The sequence below is a fragment of the Geodermatophilus sp. SYSU D00691 genome (genome assembly GCF_054050275.1).
In genome coordinates, this window is record NZ_JBJGYZ010000044.1 from 1 (window position 1) to 26,669 (window position 26,669).

The window sequence follows — 26,669 nt, forward strand, 5'->3', positions numbered from 1 at the left end:
GGTGCACACACACATGCCACCCGGACCCTCACCGCCCCCAGCCCAGCCCGGTGATGCCACACCGACGTCGTCGGCGATCAACTCGCGCCATCACCCACGGCGCTGGATCAGTTACCCAACACCCTCTCAGCCGCAGATGGCGCCCCGGGCCGCGGAGCCGACGAGCTTGGCGTACTTGGCCAGCACGCCGGTGGTGTAGCGCGGCGCCGGCGGGGCCCAGCCCTCCTGGCGGCGGGCGATCTCCTCGTCGTCCACCAGCAGGTCGAGCGTGCGGGTGGTGAGGTCCAGCCGGACCCGGTCGCCGTCGCGGACGAAGGCGATCGGCCCGCCGTCGGTGGCCTCCGGCGCCACGTGGCCGATGCACAGCCCCGTCGTCCCACCGGAGAAGCGGCCGTCGGTGAGCAGCAGGACGTCCTTGCCCAGGCCGGCGCCCTTGATCGCGCCGGTGACGGCGAGCATCTCGCGCATGCCCGGCCCGCCCTTGGGCCCCTCGTAGCGGATGACGACGACGTCCCCGGGCCTGAGGGTGCCGTCGGTGACGGCGTCCATCGCCCCCTGCTCGCCGTCGAACACCCGGGCGGTGCCCTCGAAGACGTCGGCGTCGAAGCCGGCCGACTTCACGACCGCACCCTCCGGCGCCAGCGACCCGCGGAGGATCGTCAGCCCGCCGGTCCTGTGGATCGGGTCGTTCATCGCGTGCACGATCGTGCCGTCGAGGTCCGGCGGCGCGATCTCGGCGAGGTTCTCGGCCATCGTCCTGCTGGTCACGGTGAGCGTGTCGCCGTGCAGCAGGCCGGCGTCGAGCAGCGCGCGGAGCACGACCGGGACGCCGCCGACGCGGTCGATGTCGGTCATCACGAAGCGGCCGAACGGCTTGACGTCGGCCAGGTGCGGCGTGCGGTCGCCGATCCGGTTGAAGTCCTCGAGGGTCAGGTCGACCTGCGCCTCGTGCGCGATGGCCATCAGGTGCAGGACGGCGTTGGTGGAGCCGCCGAGCGCCATGACCACGGTGATCGCGTTCTCGAACGCCTTCTTGGTCATGATCTGGCGCGCGGTGATGCCCTTGCGCAGCAGGTTGACCACGGCCTCGCCCGACGCGACGGCGAACGCGTCGCGCCGGCTGTCGGGGGCGGGCGGGGCGGCCGAACCCGGCAGCGCCATGCCGAGCGCCTCGGCGACGCTGGCCATCGTGTTGGCGGTGTACATGCCGCCGCAGGAGCCCTGGCCGGGACAGGCGGCCTTCTCGATCGCGTCGAGCTCCTCGCGGCTGATCAGGCCGCGGGCGCAGGCGCCGACCCCCTCGAAGACGTCGATGATCGTCAGGTTGTCCCGGTCGCCGAGCTGCCCGGGCAGGGTCGAACCCGAGTAGAGGAAGACGCTGGCGAGGTCGAGGCGGGCGGCGGCCATGAGCATCCCCGGCAGCGACTTGTCGCAGCCGGCCAGCAGCACCGAGCCGTCGAGCCGCTCGGCGAACATGACGGTCTCCACCGAGTCGGCGATGACCTCGCGGGACACCAGCGAGGCGCGCATGCCCTCGTGGCCCATCGAGATGCCGTCGGAGACGGAGATCGTGCCGAACTCCAGCGGGTAGCCGCCCGCGGCGTGCACGCCCTCCTTGGCCCGCTTGGCCAGCCGGTCCAGGGAGAGGTTGCACGGCGTGATCTCGTTCCACGACGAGGCGACGCCGATCTGCGGCTTGTCCCAGTCGTCGTCGCCCATGCCGACGGCCCGGAGCATCGCCCGCTGCGGAGCCCGGGTGATGCCGTCGGTCACCTCGCGGCTGCGCGGCTTGAGGTCGGCGGTCTGGCTGGCCGTGGGGCGGTCCTCGACGCTGGTCACGGACGGCGATGCTATGCCCGCGCGGCGCGGGACCGGTCGGCACGTCTGGGACCATGGGTCCTCGTGGCTGTCCCCGCGCGCTTCCGGTTGGGCCGGACGGCGTACCTGCCGGTCGTCGTCCTGCTGATCTGCGTCCTCCCCCTGGCCGCGGCGGCGAGCCCCTGGGGCTGGCTCGCCCTGCTCCTCCCCCTCGCCGCGGCCGCGTACGTGCTCCGGGCCGGGGTGGACATCGGCGACGAGGGCATCACCGCCCGCTCCGCCGTCGCCTCGCGCACCGTTCCGTGGAGCGAGCTCTCCGCCGTCCGGCTCGGCGAGCGCGGCAGCCTGTGGTTGGTCACCACCGGGGGCACCGAGGTGCGCCTGCCGGTGGTGCGGATCCGCGACCTGCCGAAGATCGCCGAGCTCTCCGGCGGCCGGATCCCCCAGCCTCAGTAGGCGCCGACGACGTTCTCCAGCGGCCGGCCGTCGAGGACCCGGCGCAGCTGGTCGGTGACCGCCGCCGCGGCCCGCTCGTTGGTGCCCGGCACCGCCCCCGCGACGTGCGGGGTGAGCAGCAGCCCGGGCGCGGTCCACAGCGGGTGGCCCGCGGGCAGGGGCTCGGGGTCGGTGACGTCGAGGGCCGCGCGCAGCCGGCCCGCCTGCAGCTCGGCGAGGAGCGCGTCGGTGTCGACGACCACTCCGCGCGCGGCGTTGACCAGCAGGGCGCCGTCCTTCATCGCGGCCAGGAACCCCGCGTCGACCATGCCGGTCGTCTCGGGGGTGACCGGCACGATGAGGACGACGACATCGGCCTCGGGCAGCAGCTGCGGCAGGTCCTCGGTCGACCGGACGCCGTCGCGGGCGGTGCGGGCCACGTAGGTGAGCTCGACGTCGAAGCCGGCCATCATGCGGCCGATCGCGCGGCCGATGTCGCCGGCGCCGACGACGAGCACCCGCGCGCCGACCAGCGAGGAGTGCGTGCCGGGCGACCAGCGCCCCGCCTCCTGCTCGCGGACGAAGTGCGGGATGCCGCGCTGCGCGGCGAGGGTGGCGGTCACCGCCCACTCGGCGGTCGACGGGGTGTGCGCCCCGCGGGCGTTGCACAGCGCGACACCCTCGGGCAGCCGGCCCACCACGTGCTCCGCTCCCGCGCTCATCAGCTGGACCAGCCGCAGGTGCGGGAGCGCGGCCAGCAGCTCGGCGGACAGCGGTGTGCCGCCACCCCGCGGGACGACGACCTGGGCCCGGGTGGCCTCCCCGGTCGGGACGCCGTCGGCCGGGTCGAACCGGTGCGCGCGCACCCGCGGGGAGAGCGCCTCGGCGGCGCGGACCAGCGCCGTGGAGGGGACGAGCACGTGCAGGGTCTCGTCGGGGCCGACGACGTCGGCGCCGGTGATCGCGTGGGGCACGACCGCCGAAGCTAGTGCTCGCCCGCGGCGCACCTAGTCTGGGCCCCGGAGAAGGAGGGTCCGTGGAGATCGAGGAGACGCGGCTACCGGGGATCGGGCTGCGGCACGACTTCGTCACCGCCCAGGGCCGCCGGATCGGCGTCCTCTCCCAGCGCAACGGGGCCCGGCAGGTCGCGGTCTACGACCGCTTCGACCCGGACGCCTGCTCCGACGCCATCGACCTCACCCCGGACGAGGCCGAGGTGCTGGCCGAGCTGCTGGGCGCGCCCCGGGTCACCGAGCGGCTGGCGCGGCTGCGCGACCAGGTCGAGGCGCTGGCCACCGAGGGCATCCCCATCGAGCCAGGCTCCCGCTACGTCGGCGCCACCCTCGGCGACACGGCCATCCGGACCCGCACCGGCGCCTCGGTGGTCGCCGTCCTGCGCGGCGACGAGATGGTCGCCTCCCCCACCCCCGACTTCCGGTTCCAGGCCGACGACCGGCTCGTGGTGGTCGGCACCCAGGCCGGGGTCGACGCCGTCCGCGGTCTGCTCTCCGCCCCTTGAACGAGACCGCTCAGCTCCTCCTCGAGATCGGGGCGGTCCTCTTCGGGCTGGGTGTGATCGGCCGGCTGGCCGGGCGGACGGGGCTCTCGCCGATCCCGCTGTACCTGCTCGCCGGGCTGGCGTTCGGCACGGGCGGGCTGCTGCCGCTGCAGGCGCCGGAGAACTTCTTCGACGTCGGCGCCGAGATCGGCGTCGTCCTGCTGCTGCTCGTGCTCGGCCTGGAGTACACCCCCGACGAGCTGCGCCACAGCCTGCGCACGCAGGCGCCGGTGGGCGCGTTCGACCTGCTGGTCAACGGCCTGCCGGGCGCGGCGCTGGCGCTGTTGCTCGGCTGGGGACCGGTGGCTGCGCTGGCCATGGCCGGGGTCACGGCCATCAGCTCCTCCGGGATCATCTCGAAGGTCCTCACCGACCTCGGCCGGCTGAGCAACCGCGAGACGCCGGCGGTGCTCGGCGTCCTGGTGCTCGAGGACCTCGCCATGGCGGCCTACCTGCCGCTGCTCACCGCGATCGTCGCGGCGTCGTCCATGACGGCGGCGACGGTGTCGATCCTGGTCGCCGTCACCACGCTGGCCGTCGTCCTGGTGGTGGCGCTGCGCTGGGGCGAGGGCGTCACCCGCTTCGTCGGCGCCCGCTCCGACGACGTGCTCATCCTGCGGGTGGTCGGCCTGGCGCTGCTGGTGGCCGGCGCGGCCGAGGCCGTGCACGTGTCGGCCGCGGTCGGGGCGTTCCTGCTGGGCATCGCGCTCTCCGGCGAGGTCGCCGAGCAGATCCGCGGGCTGGTCGGCCCGCTGCGCGACCTGTTCGCCGCCGTCTTCTTCGTCTTCTTCGGGCTGTCCACCGACCCCTCGCAGCTGCCGGGGGTGCTGCTGCCGGCGGCCGCCCTGGCCGTCGTCGGCATCGCCACCAAGGTCGCCACCGGCTGGGTGGCCGGCCGCCGCGGCGGGGTCGGCCCGGCCGGCCGGCTGCGCGCCGGCGCGGCGCTGGTCGCCCGCGGCGAGTTCTCGATCATCATCGCCGGGCTGGTCGGCAGCACGGTGCACCCCGAGTTCGCCCCCACCGTCGCCGCCTACGTCCTGATCCTGGCCGTGGTCGGACCGCTGGCACCCCGTCTCGCCGATCCGTTCGCCCGCCGCCTGGCGCTGCGCGCGGCGCCGGCGGCTCGGGGAACCGCCGCGCCGTCCCGGCCGCACGTACTGTGACTCGTGTGAGGGGACGCTCGGCGGGCCGCGCCGTCCGGCTGCTGGCCGCCACCGTCGTCCTCACCGGTGCGCTGGCCGCCTGCGGCGACGAGGGCTACCAGCAGGACGGGCCCTGGCGGCCGCTGCCCGAGGGGGCGCCTCCCCAGGTCGGGCCGCCCACCGAGTCGGCTCCGCCGCCCGCCCCCGGCCAGCCGGCCGACCCCGGCTCGGGCCAGCAGGCCGGTGACCCCAACGTGGTCGCCAGTGACCTGGACGTGCCCACCGGCCTGGTGGTGCTCCCCGACGGCACGGCGATCGTCGGCGAGCGGGAGACCGGCCGGCTGCTGCAGGTCTTCCCCGACCGCTCACCGGCCCGTGAGCTGATGACCGTCTCGGGCATCGACACCAGCGGGGACGGCGGCCTGCTCGGCCTGGCGCTGAGCCCGACGTTCGCCGAGGACGGCCTGCTCTACGCCTACGTCACGACGCCCACCGACAACCGCGTCGTCCGCTTCCCGATCGGCGGCACGCCCAACCCGGTGCTGGCGGGCATCCCGCGCGGCGCGACGCACAACGGCGGGGCCCTGCTGTTCGGCTCCGACGGCACCCTCTACGTGGGCACCGGTGACACCGGGGACGCGGCGCTGGCGCAGGACCCGCAGACCTGGGCCGGCAAGGTGCTGCACATCGACGTCTTCGGCCAGCCGATCGGCTCCGACCCGGTGCACGCGCGCGGGCTGGCCAACGTGACCGCGCTGTGCCTCGGCGCCGACGACACCGTCTTCGCCACCGACGACCCGGCCGCGGGGCCCGACGAGCTGAACGCGATCGCCTTCGGCCGCGACTACGGCTGGCCCACCGAGGCGCCCGACACCGCCGATCCGGTGACGTCGTTCGCGACCGCCGAGGCCGGGCCGGGCGGGTGCTCGATCGCCGGCTCGACGGTGTTCCTGGGCATGCTCGAGGGCGAGAAGGTCAGCATCGCCACCCTCGACGAGAACGGCGCCGTCGTCGACGACCCGGAGGAGTTCCTCGCCGGCACCTACGGCCGGCTGCGCACCGTCGTCCTGGACTCGCAGGGCGGGCTGTGGATTACGACGTCCAACCGCGACGGAGTCGGCACCCCCCGCGACGGCGACGACAAGGTGCTGCGCATCATCCCGCCGACGAGCGGCGGCGACAGCCCGCTGTAGTCGAAGGACCCCCTGCCCCCCGCCACTCGCGAGCTCGCGGCGGCCCCTGCAGGGGGCCGTCAGCCGAGGACGCGCTCCTCGAGCATGCGCTTCACCGTCGGGGCGTCGGCCTTGCCGCGGGTGGCCTTCATGACCTGCCCGACCAGCGCGCCGAGCGCCTGCACCTTGCCGCCGCGCACCTTCTCCACCACGTCGGGCGCCCCGGCGATGGCCGCCTCCACCGCGGCGACCAGCTCGTCGGACTCCCCCAGCACGGCCAGCCCGCGGGCCTCGACGACCGCGCCCGGGTCGCCCTCTCCGGCCAGCACGCCGTCGAGCGCCTGCCGGGCGAGCTGGTCGTTGACGGTGCCGGCGGCCACCAGGCCGGTGAGCTCCGCGACCTGCTGCGGGGTGATCGGCAGCTCGGTGAGCTCGACGCCGGCGTCGTTGGCGCGGCGGGCCAGCTCGCCCAGCCACCACTTGCGGGCGTCGGCCGGCGTGGCCCCGGCGGCGACCGTGTCGGCCACCACGTCGACGGCGCCGGCGTTGACCAGCCAGGCCATCTCCGTCGCCGAGACACCCCACTCCTCGCGGAGGCGGGCGCGGCGCGCGGCGGGCAGCTCCGGCAGCTCGGCGGTCAGCTTCTCGACCCACTCCGGATCGGGCGCGAGGGGCACGAGGTCGGGCTCGGGGAAGTACCGGTAGTCGGTCGCCTCCTCCTTGCTCCGGCCCGGCGACGTCGTGCCGGTCTCCTCGTGGAAGTGCCGGGTCTCCTGCAGCACCCGCCCGCCGGCGTCGAGGACGCCGGCCTGGCGGCGCATCTCGTACCGGACGGCGCGCTCCACCGACCGCAGCGAGTTCACGTTCTTGGTCTCGGTGCGCGTGCCCCAGTCGAGGCTGCCGATCGGCGCCAGCGAGGTGTTGACGTCGGAACGCAGGTTGCCCTGCTCCATGCGCACCTCGGAGACGCCCAGCGCCAGGAGGATGTTGCGCAGCTCGGTGACGTAGGCGCGGGCCACCTCCGGCGCCCTGGCCCCGGCCCCCGGGATCGGGCGGGTGACGATCTCCACCAGGGGGATGCCGGCCCGGTTGTAGTCGATGAGCGAGTGGTCGGCACCGTGGATGCGCCCGGTCGCCCCGCCCACGTGCAGGTTCTTGCCGGTGTCCTCCTCGAGGTGCACCCGCTCGATCTCGACCCGGTAGGTCTCGCCGTCGACCTCGACGTCGAGGTGCCCGGCGGTGCACAGCGGCTCGTCGTACTGGCTGGTCTGGAAGCCCTTGGGGATGTCCGGGTAGAAGTAGTTCTTCCGGGCGAAGCGGCACCACGTGGCGATCCGGCAGCCCAGCGCCAGCCCGATGCGGATCGTCGACTCGATCGCCGCCGCGTTGGCCACCGGCAGCGAGCCGGGCAGCCCGAGGCAGATCGGGCAGGTCTGGGTGTTCGGCTCCGCGCCGAACGTGGTCGCGCAGCCGCAGAACATCTTCGAGGCGGTGCCGAGCTCGACGTGCGTCTCCAGCCCGATCACCGGCTCGTAGCGGGTGAGCAGCTCGTCGAAGTCCACCAGCCGTTCCCCGGTCGTCGTCGTCACGGGGTCTCCTTCTTGGTCGAACGGCCGGACACCCAGGCGCCGGCGCCGGTGAGCAGGCCCAGGACGATGAAGACGGCGAAGACGGCCCGGCCGGTGACCAGCCAGAGCACCAGCCCGGCCAGGACGACGAAGGCGGTCAGCCCCCAGGCGGCCTTGAGCGGGCCGTTCACGCGCCCGCCCCCCGGTCGGCCAGCTCGTCGAGCAGCCGGCGCCCGCGGGCGGCGTCCTGCGCGGCCTCCAGCGCGGCGGCGACCCTGTAGCAGCGGTCGTCGGCCAGCGCCGGCGCCATGACCTGGAAGCCGACCGGCAGCCCGTCGGCCAGCCCGCACGGCACCGAGATCGCCGGCAGCCCGGCCAGGCTGGCCGGCAGCGTGCACAGGTCGGCGGCGTACATGGCCAGCGGGTCGTCGACCCGCGCACCCAGGGGGAACGCGACGGTCGGCGTGGTCGGGCTGACCAGGACGTCGACCTGGTCGAAGGCGGCGCTGAAGTCGCGGCTGATCAGCGTCCGGACCTTCTGCGCCTGCCCGTAGTACGCCTCGTAGTACCCGCTGGACAGCGCGTACGTGCCGAGGATGATCCGCCGCTTCACCTCGGGGCCGAACCCCTGCTCGCGGGTCAGCGCCATCACGGTGTCGAGGTCGTTGGAGCCGTCGTCGCCCACCCGCAGCCCGTACCGGACGCCGTCGAAGCGGGCCAGGTTGGACGACGCCTCGCTCGGCGCGATCAGGTAGTAGGCGGGCAGCGCGAGGTCGAAGGCGGGGCAGGAGACCTCGCGGACCTCGGCGCCCATGCTCTCGAGCAGCGCCACCGCCTCGGTCGCGCGGGCCAGCACCCCGGGCTCGTAGCCGTCGGTGTGCCCCTCCCCGCCGAGCTCGCGGACGACGCCGACGCGCAGGCCGGACAGGTCGCCGACGGCGCCCCGCCGGGCGCACTCGGCCAGCGGCGGCAGCGGCGCGTCGATGCTGGTGGAGTCGTGCGGGTCGTGCCCGCTGATCGCCTCGTGCAGCAGCGCCGCGTCGAGCACGGTGCGGGTCATCGGCCCGGCCTGGTCGAGGCTCGAGGAGAACGCGATCAGCCCGTACCGGGAGACCGAGCCGTAGGTGGGCTTGTGCCCCACCAGGCCGGTGACGGCGGCGGGCTGGCGGATCGAGCCTCCGGTGTCGGTGCCGAGGGCCCAGGGGGCGAGGAACCCGGCGACCGCGGCCGACGAGCCGCCCGACGAGCCGCCGGGCACCCGCTCGAGGTCCCACGGGTTGCGGGTCGCGCCGTAGGCGGAGTTCTCGGTCGACGAGCCCATGGCGAACTCGTCCATGTTGGTCTTGCCCAGCAGCACCGAACCGGTGGCCTTGAGCCGGGCGGCGACGGTGGCGTCGTAGGGCGGGCGCCAGCCCTCGAGGATCCGGGAGCCGCTGGTGGAGGGCACGCCGTCGGTGACGAACACGTCCTTGAGGGCCAGCGGCACGCCGGCCAGCGGGCCGAGCTCGGTGCCGGCGGACCGGGCCGCGTCGATCTCGCGGGCCCGCGCCACGGCGGCCTCGCGGTCGACGAAGAGGTAGGCGCCGATGCGCCCGTCCTCGGCCTCGATCCGGTCGAGGTAGGCCGAGGTCACCTCGACCGCGCTCACCTCGCCGGAGGAGAGCAGCCGGCTCAGCTCGGCGACGTCGGCCCGGACCAGGTCGCTCACCACGGGCGCGGTCACGCCTCCTCCCCCAGGATGCGCGGCACCCGGAACCGGCCGTCCTCGGCGGCGGGAGCACCGGCCAGGACGACGTCGCGGGGCAGGCAGGGGGTGACGACGTCGGGGCGCATCACGTTGGTCATCGGCACCGCGTGCGTGGTCGGGGCGACGTCCTCGGCCGCCGCCTCGCCGACCCGGGCGACGGCGTCCAGGATGACGTCGAGCTGACCGGCGAAGACGTCCAGCTCCTCGTCGGTGACGGCCAGGCGGGCCAGGCGCGCCAGGTGCGCGACCTCGTCCCGGGAGAGCTTGGTCACGGGGTGTGGACTCCGTTCCGGCGGCGCCTCGCGCGCCGCAGCAGACCTTCGGATGCAACCCCGCCACTGTACGTGGCGGGGGTGTGCTCGACCCCGGGCCGGGGATGCGGGAAGCTTCGGTACCGGCGATCGACGGAGATGGCCCGCGTTCCCAGCGCCTCACCCGCCCGAGCCCCGGAGGAACCGTGTCCTATCTCCTGCGCCTGGTGGTCCCCGACCGGCCCGGCATCCTGGGCGCCGTGGCCACGGCGCTGGGCGAGGCGGGCGCCGACATCGTCTCCCTCGACGTGCTGGAGCGGGCCGGCGGGCTCGCCGTCGACGACGTGGTGGTGGAGCTGCCGCAGGGGCGGCTGCCCGACAGCCTGATCACCGCGGCGCAGGCCGTGCCGGGCGTGCGGGTGGAGTCGCTGCGCCCGTTCGCCGGACCGCTGGACACGCACCGCGAGCTGGAGCTGCTCGACGCGCTGGGACGGGCGGCCGAGGGAACCGCCGAGAAGCTGCTGGCCGCCGAGCTGCCGCGGGTGTTCCACAGCGGCTGGGCGGTGGTGGTGTCCGGCAGCGCGCCGGACTCCTGCGAGGTGCTCGCCGCGTCGGAGGCCGCGCCCGCCTTCGACGCGCTCCCGCTGCCGTGGATGCCGCTGTCGACGCCGCGGCTGCTGCCCAGCGAGGAGGAGTGGCTGCCGGAGCGGTGGCGGGAGATGGCCATCGAGATGATGGCCGCCCCCCTCGGCGCCCAGCAGGCGGTGGTGCTCGGCCGGTCCGGCGGCCCGGCGTTCCGCCGCTCGGAGCTGCTGCGCCTGGCCCACCTGACCGGCATCGCCGGCACGGTGGCGCACCTGCCCCCGGCGTAGCCGGAGGACCTCCTCCGGGGGGCCGTGAACGGCTAGCCATCCCGTCGGCGATGCGGTGTCATCGACACGTCCACCGACCCGACCGGACGGATGCCGGCGATGCGTCTCGGAGAGGTGCTCGACGCGGCCGGCCGGCGCACCTTCGTCGGCCGCCAGGCGGAGCTCGCCCGCTTCACCGACGCGCTCAGCGGACGCGCGCCGCAGCGGATCTTCCTGGTCCACGGTGAGGGCGGGATCGGCAAGTCGACCCTGCTCGACGAGTTCCGCGTCCGCGCGCTCGCCGCGGGGCGGCCGGCGGTGCTGGTCGACGGCCGGGAGGTGGACCCCTCCCCCGAGGGCGTGCGCGCGGCGCTGGCACGGGCGCTGCGCAGCGGTCCGCCGCGGCTGGAGGAGCTGCCCGGGCTCGCGCTGTTCGTCGACCACTACGAGCAGCTGACGCCGGCCGACCGGTGGATCCGCCGGGAGCTGCTGCCGGACCTCCCCGGCGACGGGCTGGCCGTCCTCGCCGGCCGGGACTCACCGGACCCGGCCTGGCGGCGGCTGCCCGGGTGGCGGGAGCTGGGTGCGGTGCTGCGCCTGGACTGCCTGACGGAGCGGGAGAGCGCGGAGTTCCTGACCCGGTGCGGCGTGCCCGCCGAGCGGCACGGCGGCCTCGTCGCGCTCAGCCGCGGGCACCCGCTGGCGCTGGCCATGCTCGCCGACGCCGTCGCCGAGGGACCGCTGCCGGGCGAGCTGGCCGCCGCGCCGGACCTGGTGTCGGCCCTGCTCGAGGTCGTGGTCAGCCAGGTGCCCGCGGAGGCCCACGCCGTCGGGCTGGCCACCTGCACGGTGGCGTGGTCGACCACCGAGGACCTGCTCGCCGAGACGGTGGGCGAGCGGGCGCCGGAGGTGTGGGACTGGCTGGCCCGCCAGCCCTTCGTGTCGTGCGGCCCCCGCGGGCTGGTGCTGCACGACCTCGCCCGGGACGTGCTCACCGCCGAGCTGGAACGGCGCTCCCCCGAGCGGCAGCGGAGGCTGCACCGGATCGTCCACGACCGCGTCGTCGGCGAGATCCGCTCGGCCGCCGGCGCCGACCGGCAGCACGCGGCGGAGCAACTGCTCTACCTGCACCGCCACAGCCCGCTGACCAGCACCTTCTGGCAGCTGCGCAGCGGCGGCTCGACGGCCGTCGTCCCCGCCGGCCCGGCGGACCGCGCCGCCGTGCTGGCGATGGTCCAGCGGTTCCTCGGCCCGGCGCACGCCGACCTGGCCCGCGAGTGGCTGGGCGAGGCGCCCGAGGGGCTGCAGGTGGTGCGCCGCGAGGGCGCGGTCGCCGCGTTCGTGCTCGGCCTGGTGCTCCCCACGGGGTCGGCGCTGGAGCAGCGGGACCCGGTGGTGCGGGCGGCGCTCGCGCACGTCGACCGGACCTCACCGCTGCGGCCCGGCGAGCAGGTGCACCTCACCCGCTTCATGGGGGGCGCGCAGGAGTTCGAGCGCGATCCGTACGCCGTCCTCGTGTCCTCGGTGGCCGCGCTGACGACCTGGCTCAGCCGGCCTCTCGCCTGGTCGTTCACCGGCACCACCGACCCGGAGTTCTGGGGGCCGTTCTTCGAGTACCTCGCCTTCCTCCCCGTCGGCGAGGTAACGGTCGGCGGACGCGGGCACGTCCTCTACGGCAACGACTGGCGCCGGCTCCCGCCGGACGCGTGGATGGACCTGATGAACGACCGGGAACGGACCGGCGTGACCGGCCCGCCACCGGACTCCCTCCTCCGGCCCGCGCCGCTGGGCCGCGAGGCCTTCGGCGCGGCGGTGCGCTCGGCGCTGCGCGACCTCCACCGGGACGACCGGCTGGCCGCCAACCCCCTCATGGGCTCCCGGGTCGCCCGGGGCCCCACCGGCCCGGACCCGGCCGCCCTGCGGTCCTCCGTCCGGCGCGCGGTGGCCGTCCTGGCCCAGCAGCCGCGCGGCGGCGGTCGGTGCCGGGTGCTCGACCGCACCTTCCTCCGGCCGGCCGGGACCCAGGAGGCCGCCGCGGAGGTCCTCGGCCTGCCGTTCAGCACCTACCGGCGGCACCTGGCCGCGGCGCTGGACGACCTCGTCGCGCTGCTCTGGGCGGTCGAGATCGGCGAGGCCGCGCTCCCCGACGGCCGCGGCGGGGTGAGCACCGGGTGAGCACCGACTGACCTGGGAAGCGAGCACCTGGTCGCGCCACCCTCCCCGGCACGGATCGGAGGAGGGAGCGAGAGATGGCGACGATCACGGTCCTCGGTGCCGGGATGAACGGCCTGACGACGGCGATGCTGCTGGCCCGCGACGGGCACCGCGTGACGGTCCTGGAGCGGGACCCGGCCGCCCCGCCGGCGCCGGAGCGGGCCTGGGAGGGGTGGGACCGGCCGGGCGTCGGCCAGTTCCGGCAGCTGCACTTCATGCTGTCGCGCTGGCGCGTCGAGCTGCAGGAGACCCTGCCGGAGGTGCTCGACGACCTCGTCGCGGCCGGCGGGCTGCGGCTGAACGTGATCACCGCGGCACCGGAGCAGGTGCGGGGTCCGATCCGGCCGGACGACGACCGGTTCGAGACGGTCACCGCCCGGCGGCCGGTGCTCGAGGCGGTGCTGGCCGGCGTGGCGGCGCGCACGCCGGGGCTGGACGTGCGGCGCGGGGTCGCCGTCACCGGCTTCACCACCGGGACGCCGACGGCCCCGGGCGTGCCGCACGTCGCCGGGGTGCGCACTGCCGGCGGCGAGCGGATCGCGGCCGACCTCGTCATCGACTGCCGGGGGCGCCGGGCACGGGTGGCCGACTGGCTGGCCGCGATCGGCGCCCGGCCGCCCGCGGAGGAGCGCGAGGACTCCGGCTTCGTCTACTACAGCCGGCACTTCCGGTCGGCCGGCGACGGGCTGCCGGTCGCGATGGCGCCGCTGCTGCAGCACTACGCCCCGTTCACCCTCGTCACGCTGCCCGCCGACAACGGGACGTGGTCCGTCGGGATCGTGACCAGTTCGGCCGACCACGCGCTGCGCGCCCTGCGCGACCCCCGCGCCTGGTCCGCGGCGCTGGCCCGGTGCCCGCTGGCGGCGCACTGGACCCGGGGCGAGCCGTTCACCGGCGTCGACGTCATGGCCGGGCTGGAGGACCAGCACCGGCGGCTGGTGGTCGACGGCGAGCCGGTCGTCACCGGCCTGGTCCTGGTCGGCGACGCGTGGGCGCGGACCAACCCCGCCCTGGGCCGGGGCACCTCGATCGGTGCCGTCCACGCGCGGGCCGTGCAGCAGGTGCTGCGCGAGGTGGACCTGGCCGACGCCGACAAGGTCGTGCGGCGGGTGGACGACGTGACGGCCGCGACCGTCGAGCCGCTGTACCGCGCCACCCTGGCGTTCGACCGGCACCGCCTGGCCGAGCTGGCCGGCGAGATGAGCGGGCGCCCGTACGAGACGGACGACCCCGGCTGGGTGGTGGGCAAGGCGCTGACGGCGGCGGCCCTGGTGGACCCGGATGCGCGTCGGCTCTTCGCGCGGCTGGCGCTGCTGGTGGAGCCGGCGGCGCAGGTCCTGGCCGATCCGGCCGTCGTCGCCAGGATCCGCGCGCTGGGTGCGGACGCGCCGCGCTACCCGCTCCCGGGTCCCAGCCGGGCCGAGGTGCTCGCCGCCGTCGGCGCCTGAGCCGGGAGGGGTGCGGGGCGGCGCCACGGCGTCGGTGCGCACCCGGCCGGGTAGGGCGCTGTCATGACAGCTCTGGAGCTCGGCCGGGCCGGCCTGCAGGGGTGGCGGGCGAAGGTCGCCGACGCCGCCGGACCGGTGGTGGCCCGCAACACGCCCTTCACCGAGGACCAGGTCAAGGCGGCGATCGGCGCCACCTTCGTCGTCCTCTCCGTGGTCTACGTGGCCAAGACCCTGCGGGAGTGGGTCGCGCGCACCTGACCGGCCCACCGGGGCTGGCCCGCCGACGGGCGCGACGGCAGCATGGAGGCAGCGCGCAGCCTGCGTCCCGGGAGGCGTCGTGGACACGGTCACGGTCGACGGAGTGCGGGTCGCCTACGAGCGCGCCGGGACCGGACCGACGCTCGTCCTGCTGCACGGCTACGTGGGCGACGGCCCGACCACCTGGCGGCACCAGCTCGAGGACCTCTGCGACCGGTTCACCGTCGTCGCCTGGGACGCGCCGGGCGCCGGGGCCTCCGCGGACCCGCCGGAGCACTTCGGGATGGCCGGCTACGCCGACTGCCTCGCCGGCTTCGTCGACCGGCTGGGGCTCGACCACCCGCACGTGGCCGGCCTGTCGTTCGGCGGGGCGCTCGCGATCGCGGTGGCCGGGCGGCACCCCGGCCTCCCCCGCTCGCTCGTGCTCGCCTCCGCGTACGCGGGCTGGCGCGGATCCCTGCCGGACGACGTCGCCACGGCCCGCCTCCAGCAGGCCCTGGCGCTCTCCGAGCTCCCGGCCGAGCAGCTCGTGGCGACGCTGCTGCCCAGCATGTTCTCGCCGACGACGCCGGAGGCGGACGTGTCGGCCTTCGCGGCCGCCATGCAGGCGTTCCACCCGGTCGGGTTCCGGGCCATGGCCCGCGCGTCGGCCGAGGACCTGAGCGACGTCCTGCCGCGGATCGACGTCCCCACCCTGCTCGTCCACGGCGGGTCGGACGTGCGGGCGCCGCGGGCCGTGGCCGACGCCCTGCACGCCGCGATCCGCGGATCGCGGCTGGTCGTCCTGCCGGGGACGGGGCACGTGTGCAACGTCGAGGCGGCCGCCGCGTTCGACCGCGAGGTCCGGGCGTTCCTCGCCGGGGTGGCCGGGGGCTGAGCCGGCTACTCCGCCGACTCGCCGCCGTCGCCGGTGGTCGCCACCTCGCGGGCGGCGTCCAGGCCCTGCTCCAGCAGCACCCGGAAGCCGTCGTCGTCCAGGACCGGCACCTTGACCTGCACGGCCTTGTCGTACTTGCTGCCCGGGTCGGCCCCCACCACGACAAAGCCGGTCTTCTTGCTCACCGAGCCGGTCACCTTGCCGCCGCGCTCCTGGATCGCCGCGGTGGCCTGGTCGCGGCTGTAGTCGCGCAGCGAGCCCGTGACGACGACGGTGACGCCGGTGAGCGGGCCCGGACCGGCCGCCTCCCCCTCGTCGGCCATGCGCACGCCGGCCGCCCGCCACCTGTCCACGACCTCGCGGTGCCAGTCGACGGCGAACCAGTCGCGGATCGACCTCGCGATGGTCGGGCCGACGCCGTCGGCGGCGGCCAGCTCCTCCTCGCTCGCCTCGGCGATCCGGTCGAGGGAGCGGAAGTCGCGGGCCAGCGCCTGGGCCGCGGTCGGCCCGACGTGCCGGATGGAGAGGCCGACCAGCACCCGCCAGAGCGGGACGTCCTTGCGGGTCTGCAGGTTGGCCAGCAGCTTCTGCCCGTTGGCCGAGAGGGTGCCGTCCTTCTTGGTGAAGAACTCCGACTGCTCGAGCTTCCCGGCGTCGAGGAAGAACAGGTCGCCCTCGTCCTGGAGCAGGCCGCTCTGCAGCAGCGCGATGGCCGCCTCGTAGCCCAGGTTCTCGATGTCGAAGGCGCCGCGGCCGGCGACGTGGAAGACGCGCTCCCGCAGCTGGGCCGGGCAGGAGCGGGCGTTGGGGCAGCGGATGTCGGCGTCGCCCTCCTTCTCCGGCCGCAGCTCGGTGCCGCACTCGGGGCAGTGCGTCGGCATCTCGAACTCGCGCTCGTCGCCGGTGCGCGCCGCCACCACCGGGCCGAGGACCTCCGGGATGACGTCACCCGCCTTGCGGATGACGACGGTGTCGCCGATGAGCACGCCCTTGCGCTTGACCTCGCTGGCGTTGTGCAGGGTGGCCAGCTGCACCGTGGAGCCGGCGACCTTGACCGGCTCCATGAAGGCGAACGGCGTCACCCGGCCGGTGCGGCCGACGTTGACCCGGATGTCGAGGAGCTTGGTCGTCGCCTCCTCCGGCGGGTACTTGAACGCGATCGCCCAGCGCGGCGCGCGCGAGGTGGAGCCCAGCCGGCGCTGCAGCGCTACCTGGTCGACCTTGACGACGACGCCGTCGATCTCGTGCTCGACCGAGTGCCGGTGCTCGCGGTAGCGCTCGATGTAGGCCCACACGCCCTCGAGGTCGTCGACCACCTCGTAGCGGTCGCTGGTGGGCAGGCCGAGCGCGCGCAGGCGGACGTAGGCGTCGGACTGGTTCTCCGGCTGCCACCCGTCGTGGGCGCCGAGGCCGTGCACGATCAGCCGCAGCCGCCGCGAGGCGGTGACCCGCGGGTCCTTCTGCCGCAGCGAGCCGGCGGCGGCGTTGCGCGGGTTGGCGAACGGCGCCTTGCCCTGCTCGACCATCGAGGCGTTGAGGTCGGCGAACGCCTCGACCGGGAAGTAGATCTCGCCGCGCACCTCGAGCCGCTCGGGCAGGTCGTCGCCGGTGAGCTCCTGCGGGACGTCCTGCATGGTGCGGACGTTGGCGGTGACGTCCTCGCCGGTGGTGCCGTCGCCGCGGGTCGCCGCGCGGACCAGCCGGCCGCGCTCGTAGAGCAGGGCGACGGCGAGCCCGTCGATCTTCAGCTCGCACAGGTAGCGGGCGCCGGTGCCGACCTCGCGCTCGACCCGGGCGGCCCAGGCGGAGAGCTCGTCGCTGCTGAAGGCGTTGTCCAGGCTCTGCATCCGCTCCAGGTGCTGGACCGGGGCGAACGTCGCGGTGAAGCCGCCGTTGACCTTCTGGCTCGGCGAGTCCGGCGTGACCAGGGCCGGGTGGGCGGATTCGATGGTCTTGAGCTCGCCCATGAGCTCGTCGTACTGGCCGTCGCTGACCAGCGGCTCGTCGCGGACGTAGTAGGCGAACGCGTACCTGTCGAGCAGCTCGGAGAGGTCCCGGTGCCTCGTGCGCGCGTCGTCGGGGACCTGCGTGAGGTCCTCGCGGTCCTCCGCGGCCACCACCTGCGGGACGTCGACCTCAGCCTCGGTGCTCACGAACCGAACCGTATCCGCCGGGTACGACGGCGAACCCGCATTCACCCTGCCGTGGTGGTCACCATGGCGGTCGTGCACGTGGAGCTGGCCCGCGCCCTCGTCCCCGTCGTCCGCGACCTGACCGCGACCGGGGCGCCGGTCCCGCGCGTGGTCGACGACGGCTGGGCCGGTGAACCCGGCACGGCGAGCGCGATGCTGTGGAGCCCGGACGGCGGCCACGGCGCGGGTGTCAGCGTCCAGCTGGGTGCCGCACGGCACGAGCAGCTCGCGCACGTGGCCGATCAGGTGCAGGAGTGGGCGTTCGACGAGCTGCACGGCACCACCGCCACGAACTGGCCGCGGTGCCCCCACCACCCGACGACCCACCCGTTGCAGGCCGTCGTCCGGGACGGCGCCGCGCGGTGGGTGTGCCCGAGGGACGGCACGGCGGTCGCCGTCGTCGGCGGGCTGCGCTGAGCTATCCGGGTTGGAGGTACTTCGCCGCCTCGCGGACGTGGGCCATGGCCGCGCGGGCGTAGGCCGGCGTCGCACCGGCCAGGCCGCACGACGGGGTCAGGGTCACGGCGGTGTGCAGCTGCTCGGCCGGGAAGCCGAGCTCGCGCCAGAGCCCCTGCAGGCGGGAGGCGGTCGCCCTGGGCGCGCCGAGCGGGCCGTCGGTCCCGGGGACGACGCCGACGAGCAGGTGGGTGCCCGCCTCGACCGCTTCACCGACGGCGTCGAGGTCCTGCACGAGGCCGGAGTCGAAGGAGACCCCGGCGGCGCCGGCGGCGCGGAACAGGCCGAGCGGTGCCCGGGCCGTGCAGCAGTGCACGACGACCGGGCCGGTCAGCGCGTCGACGACGGCCGCGAGCTCGTCCTGGACGACGTTGGCCTCGACCGCGGCGAGCCTCCCGTAGCCGCTCGCGGTCGGCAGCGCGCCCTCGATCACGGCGGGCACCGACGGCTCGTCCAGCTGGACGACGACCCGGGCCCCGGGCACCCGGGCGGCCACCTCGGCGACGTGCGCGGCGAGCCCCTCGGTGAGCGACTGGGCGAGGTCGCGGCGGGCGCCGCGGTCGACGACCGCCCGCTCGCCGCGCTCGCGCTCCAGCCCGGCGGCGAGCGTCCACGGTCCGGCGGCCTGCACCTTCAGCGGCCCGGCGTAGCCGTCGGCGACCTCGGTGAGCGCGTCGAGGTCGCGCTCGAGCAGGTCGTGCGCCCGGCGCAGGTCGACCCCGGGTCGCGGCACCAGCCGCCAGCCGGCCGGGGTCAGGTCCACGGCGACGTCGACGAGCAGCGCGGCGCTGCGGCCGACCAGGTCGGCGCCGGGTCCGCGGCCGGGCAGCTCCGGCAGGTGCGGGAACTCCGGCAGCTCCCCCAGCACCAGCCGCACCGCCTCGTGCGGGTCGGCGCCGGGGAGGGACCCGACGCCGGAGGCCGGCCCCCAGGGTGCGGGGGCCGGCCTCGGCTCGTCATGCGCGTCGTGCGGTGCGGGTTCGGACGACGGGACCACGACGGCGACGGTAGCCCAGCCACCGCCGTGGTCCCGGCGGTTCCCCGGTCAGACGGTGCAGGGGCCGGCGCCCGAGCGGTCGTCGTCCCACGCCTGCGCCGGGTCGGTCGACACGGCCCGGTCGAGCGCCGGCGGCGCCACCGGTCCGGGCTGCGCGGCCAGGTAGGCGTTGAAGGCGTCGACGTCGTTCGGTCCGGTGACCACCTCGGCACCGGGGACGCGGCCGCTCACGAAGGCGGGGAATGCGTCCCCGCCGGCGATCAGGAACGAGTTGGCGACCACCGTGTAGGTGGCGGTCGGGTTCAGCCGGACACCGTCGACCAGGATGCTCGCCGGGTCGATCCGGTCCGCGGCACCCGCGGAAGCCGGGATCGGGTCGAACTCGTACGTGAGCCCGGCCACCGACAGCTGCAGGAAGCTGGGCGAGCCGCTGCGGGTTCCCCACTGCTGCTCGAGCACCTGCTCGATCGCCGCCCCGGTCAGCTGCACGGTGTTCACCGTGTTGCTGAACGGCTGCACCGCGAACGTCTCGGCGTAGGTGATGGTCCCGGCCGGGTCACCCGGCCCGGACGACGCGCAGTTGATGTCCGCCCGCAGGCCGCCGGGGTTCATGAAGGCCACCTCGGCGTCGGGGAAGGCCGCCAGCTGGGCGTCGGCGACCAGGTTGCCGAGGCTGGACTCGCTGTCGCGCACGGGGCTACCGGCGCGGTGGGCCCGGTCGAGGTCCGCCGTCTGGGTGCCGACCGGGACGTTCCCCGCCTCGGCGGCGCGTGCCTCCCAGTACGAGACGATCCGCTGGACGTCCGGGTCCGGCGAGGTCCGCCGCACCGGGACGTTGGTGGCGGTCGCGGTGCTCCGGACGACGTCGCCGTCGCTGCCGAGCCGGAACTGGATGTCGGTCAGCGCCTTGCCGTAGAAGCCGGCCTGGGTCACCAGCCGCGGCTGGCCGTCCGGGTCGGGCAGCGTGCAGTCGTAGGGCACGTGGGTGTGCGCGCTGATGATCACGTCGACCGCCGCGGAGACGTCGGCGTTGATGGCGCCGATCGGCGTCCCGGCCATGTCGCCGACGCAGCGGTCGAAGCCGCCGCCGGTGCCCTGGGTGCCGCCCTCGTGGACCATGACGACGATGGCCTCGACGCCCTGCTCCCGGAGTTCCCCGGCGTAGTGGTTGATCGCGGCCGCCTCGTCGCCGAAGGTCAGCCCCTCGATCCCCGCGGCGGCGACGATGTTGGGGGTGTCGTCCGTGACGACACCGATGAGGCCGATCTCCCTGTTGCCGGTGGTCTGCACGATCTCGTACGGCGGCAGGACCGGCTCGCCGGTCGCGTCGTCGGTCACGTTGGCCGCCAGGTACGGGAACTCGGCGCCGGCGAACGGCTGGCCGGTGCTGTCGGCGTAGCAGCCGTCGACCTCCGGGGTCACGCCCTCGCAGGCGGTGACGTCGTCGGAGAACTGCCCGTCGGTCGCGCCGGAGATGCGGTACAGCTCCTCCTGGCCGCGGTCGAACTCGTGGTTGCCCACGGCGGAGAAGTCCAACCCGAGGGCGTTGAGCACCTCGATGGTCGGCTCGTCCTTGAACGCGCTGGAGTTGAACGGCGAGGCGCTGACCAGGTCGCCGGCACCCACGAAGAAGGAGTTGTGCTTCGGGCCGCCGAAGCCCTGCCGGAGGTCGCCGAGCGTCGTCGCGACGTTGGCGGCGCCGCCCACCTGCTCCGACACGTCGTCGGCGGTGCCGTAGGCGCCGTCCGGTCCCGGCGCGGTGACCAAGCTGCCGTCCCCGCCGGTCTGCGGGCTGATCCGGCCGTGGAAGTCGTTCATGGCGATCAGCTGGACCGGCACCCCGCCGGCGCCGTTGCCCGGTGCGGCGGAGGCGGTCAGGGGGGTGCCCACCGCGACGGACGCCGCCAGTGCGGTGACCACCAGGGTCGGTCGGAATCGGGGCAAGTCGTCCTCCACAGGGCATGCGGGAGCAGACCACCGGGTCGGGTGGCCTCGCGGCGAGGTGGTGAGCCGAGCTAAGAAGCTTCGCTCAGGAAGTGGCTCGAGACGACGCTAGCCCGGACCGTCTCGGAAGTGAAGACCGGTCAGGGAACGTAGTTCTGAGCTCACGCCGTCGACAGGACGGCGCCCTGCCCGAGCACCCGGTCGCCGCGCTCGGCGTCCGGCTCGTAGATCACGGCGGACTGCCCGGGCGCCACGCCGCGCTGCGGGTCGTCCAGCCGCAGCAGCAGACCGCCGTCGGCCGCGGTCACCGCGCAGGCGACCGGCGTGCCGTGCGCGCGCAGCTGCACCTCCGCCCGCAGCGGCAGCACCGGCGCTGCGCCGGTCCACGTCGGCGGCGCCGTGCGCACCTCGCGGACGCCGGCGAGGTCCGCCGTCCCGATGGTCACGGTGCGGCTGACCGGCTCGATGCCGAGCACGTACCGCGGGCGGGAGTCGCCGACGCTCACCCCGAGGCCGCGGCGCTGGCCGACGGTGAAGCCGTAGGTGCCGTCGTGCTCGCCCACCGTGGCCCCGGTGGTCGCGTCGACCAGCGGACCCGGCCGGCTGCCCAGCCGGCGGGCGAGGAAGCCCCGGGTGTCGCCGTCGGGGATGAAGCAGATGTCGTGCGAGTCGGGCTTGGCGGCGACGGCGAAGCCGCGCTCGGCGGCGATCTCGCGCACCCGGCCCTTGGTCATCGAGCCGAGCGGGAACGCCGCGCCCGCCAGCTGCTCGGCGGTGAGCACGGCCAGCACGTACGACTGGTCCTTGCCCGCGTCGACCGAGCGGCGCAGCTCGCCGCCGGAGAGCCGGGCGTGGTGACCGGTGACGACGGCGTCGAAGCCCAGCGCCCGCGCGCGGTCCAGCACCGCGGCGAACTTGATCTTCTCGTTGCAGCGCAGGCACGGGTTCGGCGTGCGCCCGGCCTCGTACTCGGCCACGAAGTCCTCGACGACGTCCTCGGCGAACCGCTCGGCGAGGTCCCAGACGTAGAAGGGGATGCCGAGCTCGTCGGCCACCCTGCGGGCGTCGTGCGCGTCCTCCACGCTGCAGCAGCCGCGGGCGCCGCTGCGCAGCTCCTGCCGGTCGGGCGAGAGCGCCAGGTGCACGCCGGTCACGTCGTGCCCGGCGTCGACGGCGAGCGCGGCGGCGACGGCGGAGTCCACGCCGCCGCTCATCGCGGCGAGCACCCTCACCGCGACCCCAGACCCGCCCGCCGCGCGCGCTCCACCACCGGCCCGATCACCTCGAGCAGCGCGTCGACGTCGGCGTCGGTCGAGGTGTGCCCGAGGCTGAACCGCAGCGAGCTGCGGGCCCGCCCCGGCTCGGCGCCCACTGCCAGCAGCACGTGGCTGGGCCGTGCCACCCCCGCGCTGCAGGCCGACCCGGTCGAGCACTCGACCCCGCGGGCGTCGAGCAGCATGAGCAGCGCGTCGCCCTCCGCACCGGGGAAGGACAGGTGCGCGTTGCCCGGCAGCCGTCCGGGCCCGCCGGCGAGGACGTCGTCCAGCGGCGCGCCGTTGAGCTGGGCGTCGGGCACCTGGGCGACGACGCCGGCGACGAGCCGGTCGCGCAGCCGCGCCAGCCGCGACGCCCGTTCGGGCCGCCCCCGGACCGCCGCCGTCGTCGCCACCTGCAAGCCGACGATGGCCGCGACGTCGAGGGTGCCCGAGCGCACGTCGCGCTCCTGGCCGCCGCCGTGCAGCAGCGGCGTGCACTCGGCGTCGCGGCGCAGCAGCAGCACCCCGGCGCCCATCGGGCCGCCCAGCTTGTGGCCGGTCATGGTGAGCGCGTCGGCGCCGCTGGCGGCGAAGTCGACCGGCACCTGGCCGACCGCCTGCACCGCGTCGGTGTGCAGCGGCACGCCGACCGCGTGCGCGACGTCGGCCAGCGCCGCCACGTCGCTGACGGTGCCGATCTCGTTGTTGGCCCACATGACGCTGGCCACCGCGACGTCGGTGCCGTCGCCGAGCGCGTCGGCCAGGGCGTCCGGCGTCACGCGGCCGCTGGGTTCGACCCGCAGCCAGGTGACGTCGGCGCCGTCGTGCTTGACCAGCCACTCGACGCTGTCGAGCACGGCGTGGTGCTCGGCCGGGCTGACCACGAGCCGGCGACGGCGCGAGTCGGCCGTGCGCCGCGCCCAGAACAGGCCCTTGACGGCGAGGTTGTCGCTCTCGGTGCCGCCGCCGGTGAACAGCACCTCCGACGGCCGCGCGCCCAGCGCCTCGGCGATCCGCTCCCGCGCCTGCTCGGCCTCGCGCCGCGCGGCCCGGCCGCTGGCGTGCAGCGAGGAGGCGTTGCCCACGCGGCCGAGCTGCTCGGTCATCGCGGTCAGCACCTCGGGGAGCACCGGCGTCGTGGCCGCGTGGTCCAGGTACGTCATGACGCACTCAATGTAGTCGCGCCCTCCGCGGTCGCCCGCCCGGGAACCGGGGCGGCGGCCCGCCCGGCGACCCGGACGCCGACCAGTGCGAGCACGGTGAGGACGGCGACCGTGCCGCCGATCGCCGCCGGCATCGACAGCGCCCCCGCGGTGGCCGCGGCGACCAGCACCCCGGCCAGGCCGATGCACAGCGCCGAGGCGGTGACGTCGGAGATCTGCAGGGCCGCCGAGTCGGCGCCTCGGCGGTGCTCCGGCGACTGGTCGAGCAGCAGCACGCCGACGCTGGGCATGCCCAGGCCCATGCCGAGCCCGGCGACGGCCCAGGTGAGGTACGCCGGCCACCCGCCGAGGGCGGGGACCGCGGTCAGCGCCGTCCCGGCCAGGCCGGCGGCCAGCAGCGCGAAGCCGAGCCGCAGCAGCCGCTCGCGCGGGGCGTCGGGGAAGCGCCCCTGGAGGTGCGACGCCAGGGCCCAGCCGACCGCGCCGGCGGTCAGCGGGATGCCGGCGGTGGTGGCGCTGAACCCGTGCACCTCGGTGAGGGCCAGCGGCAGCAGGGCGTCCATGCCGAAGAAGGCGCCGGCGAGCAGCCCGCGCGAGGCGACCACCGCCGGCAGCCCCCGCCGCGCCCGGCCGGTGCCGGCCGGCAGCAGCGGCCGCAGGCCCGCGAGCAGGGCGGCGAGACCGGCGACCGCGAGGCCCAGGGCGAGCAGGTCGCGGCGCTGGCCGGCGTACTGCAGCACCCCGATGCCGGCCCCGGCGAGCAGCGCCCAGCCCCACCGGGACCGCGCCGGCCGGCCGGGGCCCTCGCTGCGCGGCAGCGCCCGGACGGCGGGCAGCACCAGCCCGGTGCCGAGCGCGATCAGCGGGAGGAGGCCGAGGAAGACCAGCCGCCAGCTGGCGTGCGTGGTGAGCAGGCCGGCCAGCAGCGGCCCGACGAGCGCGGGCAGCACCCAGGCGGAGCTGATCGCGCCGAACAGCCGCGGGCGCAGCGCCGGCTCGTAGGCCAGCCCGGCGATCACGTAGAGGTTGACCGCGATGGTGCCGGCGCCGAAGCCCTGCACCGCCCGGCCGGCGACGAACAGCGACATGTGCCCGGCGACGCCGGCGACCAGCAGGCCCACCGCGAACGCGGCGACGCCCCAGGGCAGCGCCACACCGGCCCCGCGCCGGTCGCCGAGGTCGCCGCCGACGACCATGCCGAGGACGGAGGCGACGAGGAAGGCGCTGAACGGCCACGCGTACCAGGCCAGCCCGTCGAGCTCGGCGACCGCGGTCGGCATCGCCGTCCCCACCGCCATCGCCTCGAAGGCGATGAACGTGACCAGCATGACCAGCCCGGCCGTAGTCAGCCGGTGCTCCCGGTCGAGCAGTCGCGCCACCCCGTCCACCTTCCGCTCAACCGTCCCGCCCCGCGAACTCTTTCCGGACACACGCCGAGCGCCGGCCCCCCGACGGGGACCGGCGCTCGGCGGCCGTGCTGAGGACTCAGCCCTTGCGGGTCTTGATCAGCTCCGTGGCCTGCGGGGCGACCTGGAACAGGTCCCCCACCACGCCGAAGTCGGCCAGCTCGAAGATCGGCGCCTCGGGGTCCTTGTTGATGGCGACGATCGTCTTGCTGGTCTGCATGCCGGCGCGGTGCTGGATCGCGCCGGAGATGCCGACGGCGATGTAGAGCTGCGGCGACACGGTCTTGCCGGTCTGCCCCACCTGGAAGGTGTGCGGGTAGAAGCCGGAGTCGACCGCCGCGCGCGAGGCGCCGACCGCGGCGCCGAGCGAGTCGGCCAGGTTCTCGATGATCGAGAAGTTCTCCGCGCTGGCCACGCCGCGGCCGCCGGAGACGACGATCGCCGCCTCGGTCAGCTCCGGCCGGCTGCTCTTCTGCTCCACGACCCGGTCGACGACCTTGACCTGCTTGGCGGCGTCGGACAGCGCCACCTCGACGGTCTCCTCGGCCGCGGCACCCGGCGCGGGCTCCGGGGCGACCGAGTTGCCGCGCAGCGTGTAGATCGGGGTGCCGGTGGTGACGCGCGAGTGCACGATCGTCGAGCCGGCGAAGGCCGCCTGGGTGGCGGTGCCGTCGGCGGCGATCTCGGTGACGTCGGTCAGCAGCCCGCTGCCGGTCTTGACCGCCAGCCGGGCGGCCACCTCCTTGCCCTCGGGCGAGGACGGGATGACCACGGCGGCCGGGGAGACCCGCTCGACCAGCTGCGCGAGCACCTCGGCCTTGGGCGCCACGAGGTAGTCGTCGATCTCGGGCGACTCGGCGACGTAGACCTTCTGCGCGCCGTACTCGGCCAGCGCGTCCTTGGCGCCGGCGGCCGAGCCGGGGGCGCCGGCCACGACGGCCGACGGCTCGCCCAGCGCGCGGGCGGCGGTCAGCGCCTCCAGCGTCGTCTTGCGGACGCCACCGCCGGCGGGGTTGAGCTCGACGAGGACCAGGACCTCAGCCATGTCTGTGTTCTCCTTCGCTCTCAGGTCCGGGTCAGACGATCTTCTGCTCGGCGAGGAAGCCGACGAGCTTCTCGGCGCCGTCGCCCTCGTCGGTCACCTTCACCCCGGCGCCCTTCGGCGGGCGACCGGCGAAGTCGACGACCTGCGACGTGGCGCTGGCCAGGCCGACCGAGCCGGTGTCGACGCCGAGGTCGGCCAGCGACTTGGTCTCCACCGGCTTCTTCTTGGCGGCCATGATCCCCTTGAAGGAGGGGTAGCGCGGCTCGTTGATCGAGTCCCAGGTGGACACGATGGCCGGCAGCGGGGCCTCGAGCGCCCAGTACCCGGTGTCGGTCTGCCGCTCCACCTTGGCGACGCCGCCCTCGATGGTGAGCTTGCGGGCGCCGGAGAGCTGCGGGATGCCCAGCCGCTCGCTCAGCAGCGCCGGCATGACGCTCATCTGCGCGTCGGTCGCCTCGGCGCCGCACAGCACCAGGTCGTACTCCAGCTGGCCCAGCGCCGCGGCGATCACCGCGGACGTCTGGATGGCGCACGAGCCGTGGATCGCCTCGTCGGAGACGTGCACCGCCTTGTCGGCGCCCATCGACAGCGCCTTGCGGATCGCGTCGGTCGCGGAGTCGGGGCCGACGGACAGGACGGTGACCTCGCCGCCCTCGCGGTCGCGCACGAGCAGCGCCTCCTCGATGGCGTACTCGTCCATCTCGTTGATGACGTTGTCCGCCGTCGCCCGCGCGACCGTGTTGTCGGACGGGTCGAGCTTGCGCTCGCTGCCGGAGTCCGGGACCTGCTTGACCAGAACGACGATGTTCATCGCCAGACCTACCTCCGCGATGGGGTCAGGGCGCGGGCCCTGACGCCCGCCTAGCTCCGA

General features: G+C 75.3%; 24 protein-coding genes. 10 read left to right on the top strand and 14 right to left on the bottom strand.

Going from position 1 to position 26,669, the window contains the following annotated elements; all coding sequences use genetic code 11:
• Positions 1 to 126 precede the first annotated feature (126 nt).
• Positions 127 to 1,839, bottom strand: coding sequence for a dihydroxy-acid dehydratase (ilvD, locus tag ACI797_RS24390; RefSeq protein WP_456862278.1), 1,713 nt, complete (start codon positions 1,837 to 1,839; stop codon positions 127 to 129).
• Positions 1,840 to 1,902: 63 nt separating this feature from the next.
• On the opposite strand from ilvD, the gene ACI797_RS24395 reads away from it, so the two are divergent.
• On the top strand, positions 1,903 to 2,274 hold the full coding sequence (locus ACI797_RS24395; protein ID WP_456539956.1) for a PH domain-containing protein: 372 nt from the start codon (positions 1,903 to 1,905) through the stop codon (positions 2,272 to 2,274).
• Here the strand turns inward: ACI797_RS24395 and ACI797_RS24400 are convergent.
• Complete coding sequence (locus tag ACI797_RS24400) at positions 2,268 to 3,227, bottom strand: 2-hydroxyacid dehydrogenase (RefSeq protein ID WP_456862281.1); 960 nt, start codon at positions 3,225 to 3,227, stop codon at positions 2,268 to 2,270. The two genes, ACI797_RS24395 and ACI797_RS24400, sit on opposite strands and share 7 nt — an antisense overlap.
• 62 nt (positions 3,228 to 3,289) lie before the next feature.
• On the opposite strand from ACI797_RS24400, the gene ACI797_RS24405 reads away from it, so the two are divergent.
• The 3 genes from ACI797_RS24405 to ACI797_RS24415 are packed head-to-tail and all read left to right on the top strand — an operon-like array spanning position 3,290 to position 6,146.
• Positions 3,290 to 3,772: a cation:proton antiporter regulatory subunit gene (locus ACI797_RS24405; protein ID WP_456539954.1), complete on the top strand. Its 483-nt coding sequence runs from the start codon at positions 3,290 to 3,292 to the stop codon at positions 3,770 to 3,772.
• On the top strand, positions 3,769 to 4,974 hold the full coding sequence (locus tag ACI797_RS24410; protein WP_456862283.1) for a cation:proton antiporter: 1,206 nt from the start codon (positions 3,769 to 3,771) through the stop codon (positions 4,972 to 4,974). Before ACI797_RS24405 ends, ACI797_RS24410 begins: the two co-directional genes overlap by 4 nt.
• 5 nt (positions 4,975 to 4,979) lie before the next feature.
• Positions 4,980 to 6,146 carry a PQQ-dependent sugar dehydrogenase gene (locus ACI797_RS24415; protein ID WP_456862285.1) on the top strand — a complete coding sequence of 389 codons (1,167 nt, stop codon included), beginning with the start codon at positions 4,980 to 4,982 and terminating at the stop codon, positions 6,144 to 6,146.
• A gap of 59 nt (positions 6,147 to 6,205) precedes the next feature.
• On the opposite strand, the gene gatB is transcribed toward ACI797_RS24415, so the two are convergent.
• Genes gatB through gatC form a run of 4 tightly spaced genes read right to left on the bottom strand, consistent with a single transcriptional unit; the run spans position 6,206 to position 9,712 of the window.
• The gene (gatB, locus tag ACI797_RS24420) at positions 6,206 to 7,714 is read right to left on the bottom strand and encodes an Asp-tRNA(Asn)/Glu-tRNA(Gln) amidotransferase subunit GatB (RefSeq protein WP_456862287.1); all 1,509 of its coding nucleotides are present in this window, start codon (positions 7,712 to 7,714) and stop codon (positions 6,206 to 6,208) included.
• Positions 7,711 to 7,884, bottom strand: coding sequence for a hypothetical protein (locus ACI797_RS24425; protein WP_456862289.1), 174 nt, complete (start codon positions 7,882 to 7,884; stop codon positions 7,711 to 7,713). Before ACI797_RS24425 ends, gatB begins: the two co-directional genes overlap by 4 nt.
• Entirely contained in the window at positions 7,881 to 9,416 is a 1,536-nt protein-coding gene (gatA, locus tag ACI797_RS24430; RefSeq protein ID WP_456862291.1) for an Asp-tRNA(Asn)/Glu-tRNA(Gln) amidotransferase subunit GatA, read from the bottom strand. The genes ACI797_RS24425 and gatA overlap by 4 nt, the downstream gene beginning before the upstream one ends.
• Positions 9,413 to 9,712, bottom strand: a complete 300-nt coding sequence (gene gatC, locus ACI797_RS24435; RefSeq protein WP_456539948.1) for an Asp-tRNA(Asn)/Glu-tRNA(Gln) amidotransferase subunit GatC — start codon at positions 9,710 to 9,712, stop codon at positions 9,413 to 9,415. Before gatC ends, gatA begins: the two co-directional genes overlap by 4 nt.
• 185 nt (positions 9,713 to 9,897) lie before the next feature.
• Between gatC and ACI797_RS24440 the strand changes: the two genes are divergently transcribed.
• The 5 genes from ACI797_RS24440 (at position 9,898) to ACI797_RS24460 (ending at position 15,339) form a co-directional block, all read left to right on the top strand.
• Positions 9,898 to 10,563 (top strand): ACT domain-containing protein, encoded by a 666-nt coding sequence (locus ACI797_RS24440; protein WP_456862293.1) that lies wholly within the window; start codon positions 9,898 to 9,900, stop codon positions 10,561 to 10,563.
• Positions 10,564 to 10,662: 99 nt separating this feature from the next.
• Complete coding sequence (locus ACI797_RS24445; RefSeq protein ID WP_456862295.1) at positions 10,663 to 12,717, top strand: AAA family ATPase; 2,055 nt, start codon at positions 10,663 to 10,665, stop codon at positions 12,715 to 12,717.
• A 74-nt stretch (positions 12,718 to 12,791) separates the two neighbouring features.
• Entirely contained in the window at positions 12,792 to 14,204 is a 1,413-nt protein-coding gene (locus tag ACI797_RS24450) for an FAD-dependent oxidoreductase (protein WP_456862297.1), read from the top strand.
• Positions 14,205 to 14,267: 63 nt separating this feature from the next.
• Complete coding sequence (locus ACI797_RS24455; protein ID WP_456862299.1) at positions 14,268 to 14,462, top strand: hypothetical protein; 195 nt, start codon at positions 14,268 to 14,270, stop codon at positions 14,460 to 14,462.
• Positions 14,463 to 14,541: 79 nt separating this feature from the next.
• Positions 14,542 to 15,339, top strand: coding sequence for an alpha/beta fold hydrolase (locus tag ACI797_RS24460; protein ID WP_456862301.1), 798 nt, complete (start codon positions 14,542 to 14,544; stop codon positions 15,337 to 15,339).
• 5 nt (positions 15,340 to 15,344) lie between these two features.
• Here ACI797_RS24460 and ligA read toward each other — a convergent pair whose 3' ends face one another.
• Positions 15,345 to 17,492, bottom strand: coding sequence for an NAD-dependent DNA ligase LigA (ligA, locus tag ACI797_RS24465; RefSeq protein ID WP_456862302.1), 2,148 nt, complete (start codon positions 17,490 to 17,492; stop codon positions 15,345 to 15,347).
• Between the two features lie 54 nt (positions 17,493 to 17,546).
• Here ligA and ACI797_RS24470 point away from each other — a divergent pair, with 54 nt between their 5' ends.
• Complete coding sequence (locus tag ACI797_RS24470; protein WP_456862304.1) at positions 17,547 to 17,948, top strand: hypothetical protein; 402 nt, start codon at positions 17,547 to 17,549, stop codon at positions 17,946 to 17,948.
• A gap of 1 nt (position 17,949) precedes the next feature.
• Here the strand turns inward: ACI797_RS24470 and ACI797_RS24475 are convergent, their stop codons facing one another.
• The 7 genes from ACI797_RS24475 to ACI797_RS24505 form a co-directional block, all read right to left on the bottom strand.
• Complete coding sequence (locus tag ACI797_RS24475; protein WP_456862305.1) at positions 17,950 to 18,984, bottom strand: methionine synthase; 1,035 nt, start codon at positions 18,982 to 18,984, stop codon at positions 17,950 to 17,952.
• Between the two features lie 48 nt (positions 18,985 to 19,032).
• Positions 19,033 to 20,928: a bifunctional metallophosphatase/5'-nucleotidase gene (locus ACI797_RS24480; protein WP_456862306.1), complete on the bottom strand. Its 1,896-nt coding sequence runs from the start codon at positions 20,926 to 20,928 to the stop codon at positions 19,033 to 19,035.
• 161 nt (positions 20,929 to 21,089) lie between these two features.
• Positions 21,090 to 22,160 (bottom strand): tRNA 2-thiouridine(34) synthase MnmA, encoded by a 1,071-nt coding sequence (mnmA, locus tag ACI797_RS24485; RefSeq protein WP_456862308.1) that lies wholly within the window; start codon positions 22,158 to 22,160, stop codon positions 21,090 to 21,092.
• Positions 22,157 to 23,347, bottom strand: coding sequence for a cysteine desulfurase family protein (locus ACI797_RS24490; protein WP_456862310.1), 1,191 nt, complete (start codon positions 23,345 to 23,347; stop codon positions 22,157 to 22,159). The genes mnmA and ACI797_RS24490 overlap by 4 nt, the downstream gene beginning before the upstream one ends.
• A complete protein-coding gene (locus ACI797_RS24495) occupies positions 23,344 to 24,726 on the bottom strand; it encodes an MFS transporter (RefSeq protein WP_456862312.1) in 1,383 nt (460 codons plus the stop codon). The genes ACI797_RS24490 and ACI797_RS24495 overlap by 4 nt, the downstream gene beginning before the upstream one ends.
• A 106-nt stretch (positions 24,727 to 24,832) precedes the next feature.
• A complete protein-coding gene (locus ACI797_RS24500; RefSeq protein ID WP_456862314.1) occupies positions 24,833 to 25,798 on the bottom strand; it encodes an electron transfer flavoprotein subunit alpha/FixB family protein in 966 nt (321 codons plus the stop codon).
• A gap of 31 nt (positions 25,799 to 25,829) precedes the next feature.
• Positions 25,830 to 26,609, bottom strand: coding sequence for an electron transfer flavoprotein subunit beta/FixA family protein (locus tag ACI797_RS24505; protein ID WP_456539937.1), 780 nt, complete (start codon positions 26,607 to 26,609; stop codon positions 25,830 to 25,832).
• Positions 26,610 to 26,669 lie beyond the last annotated feature (60 nt).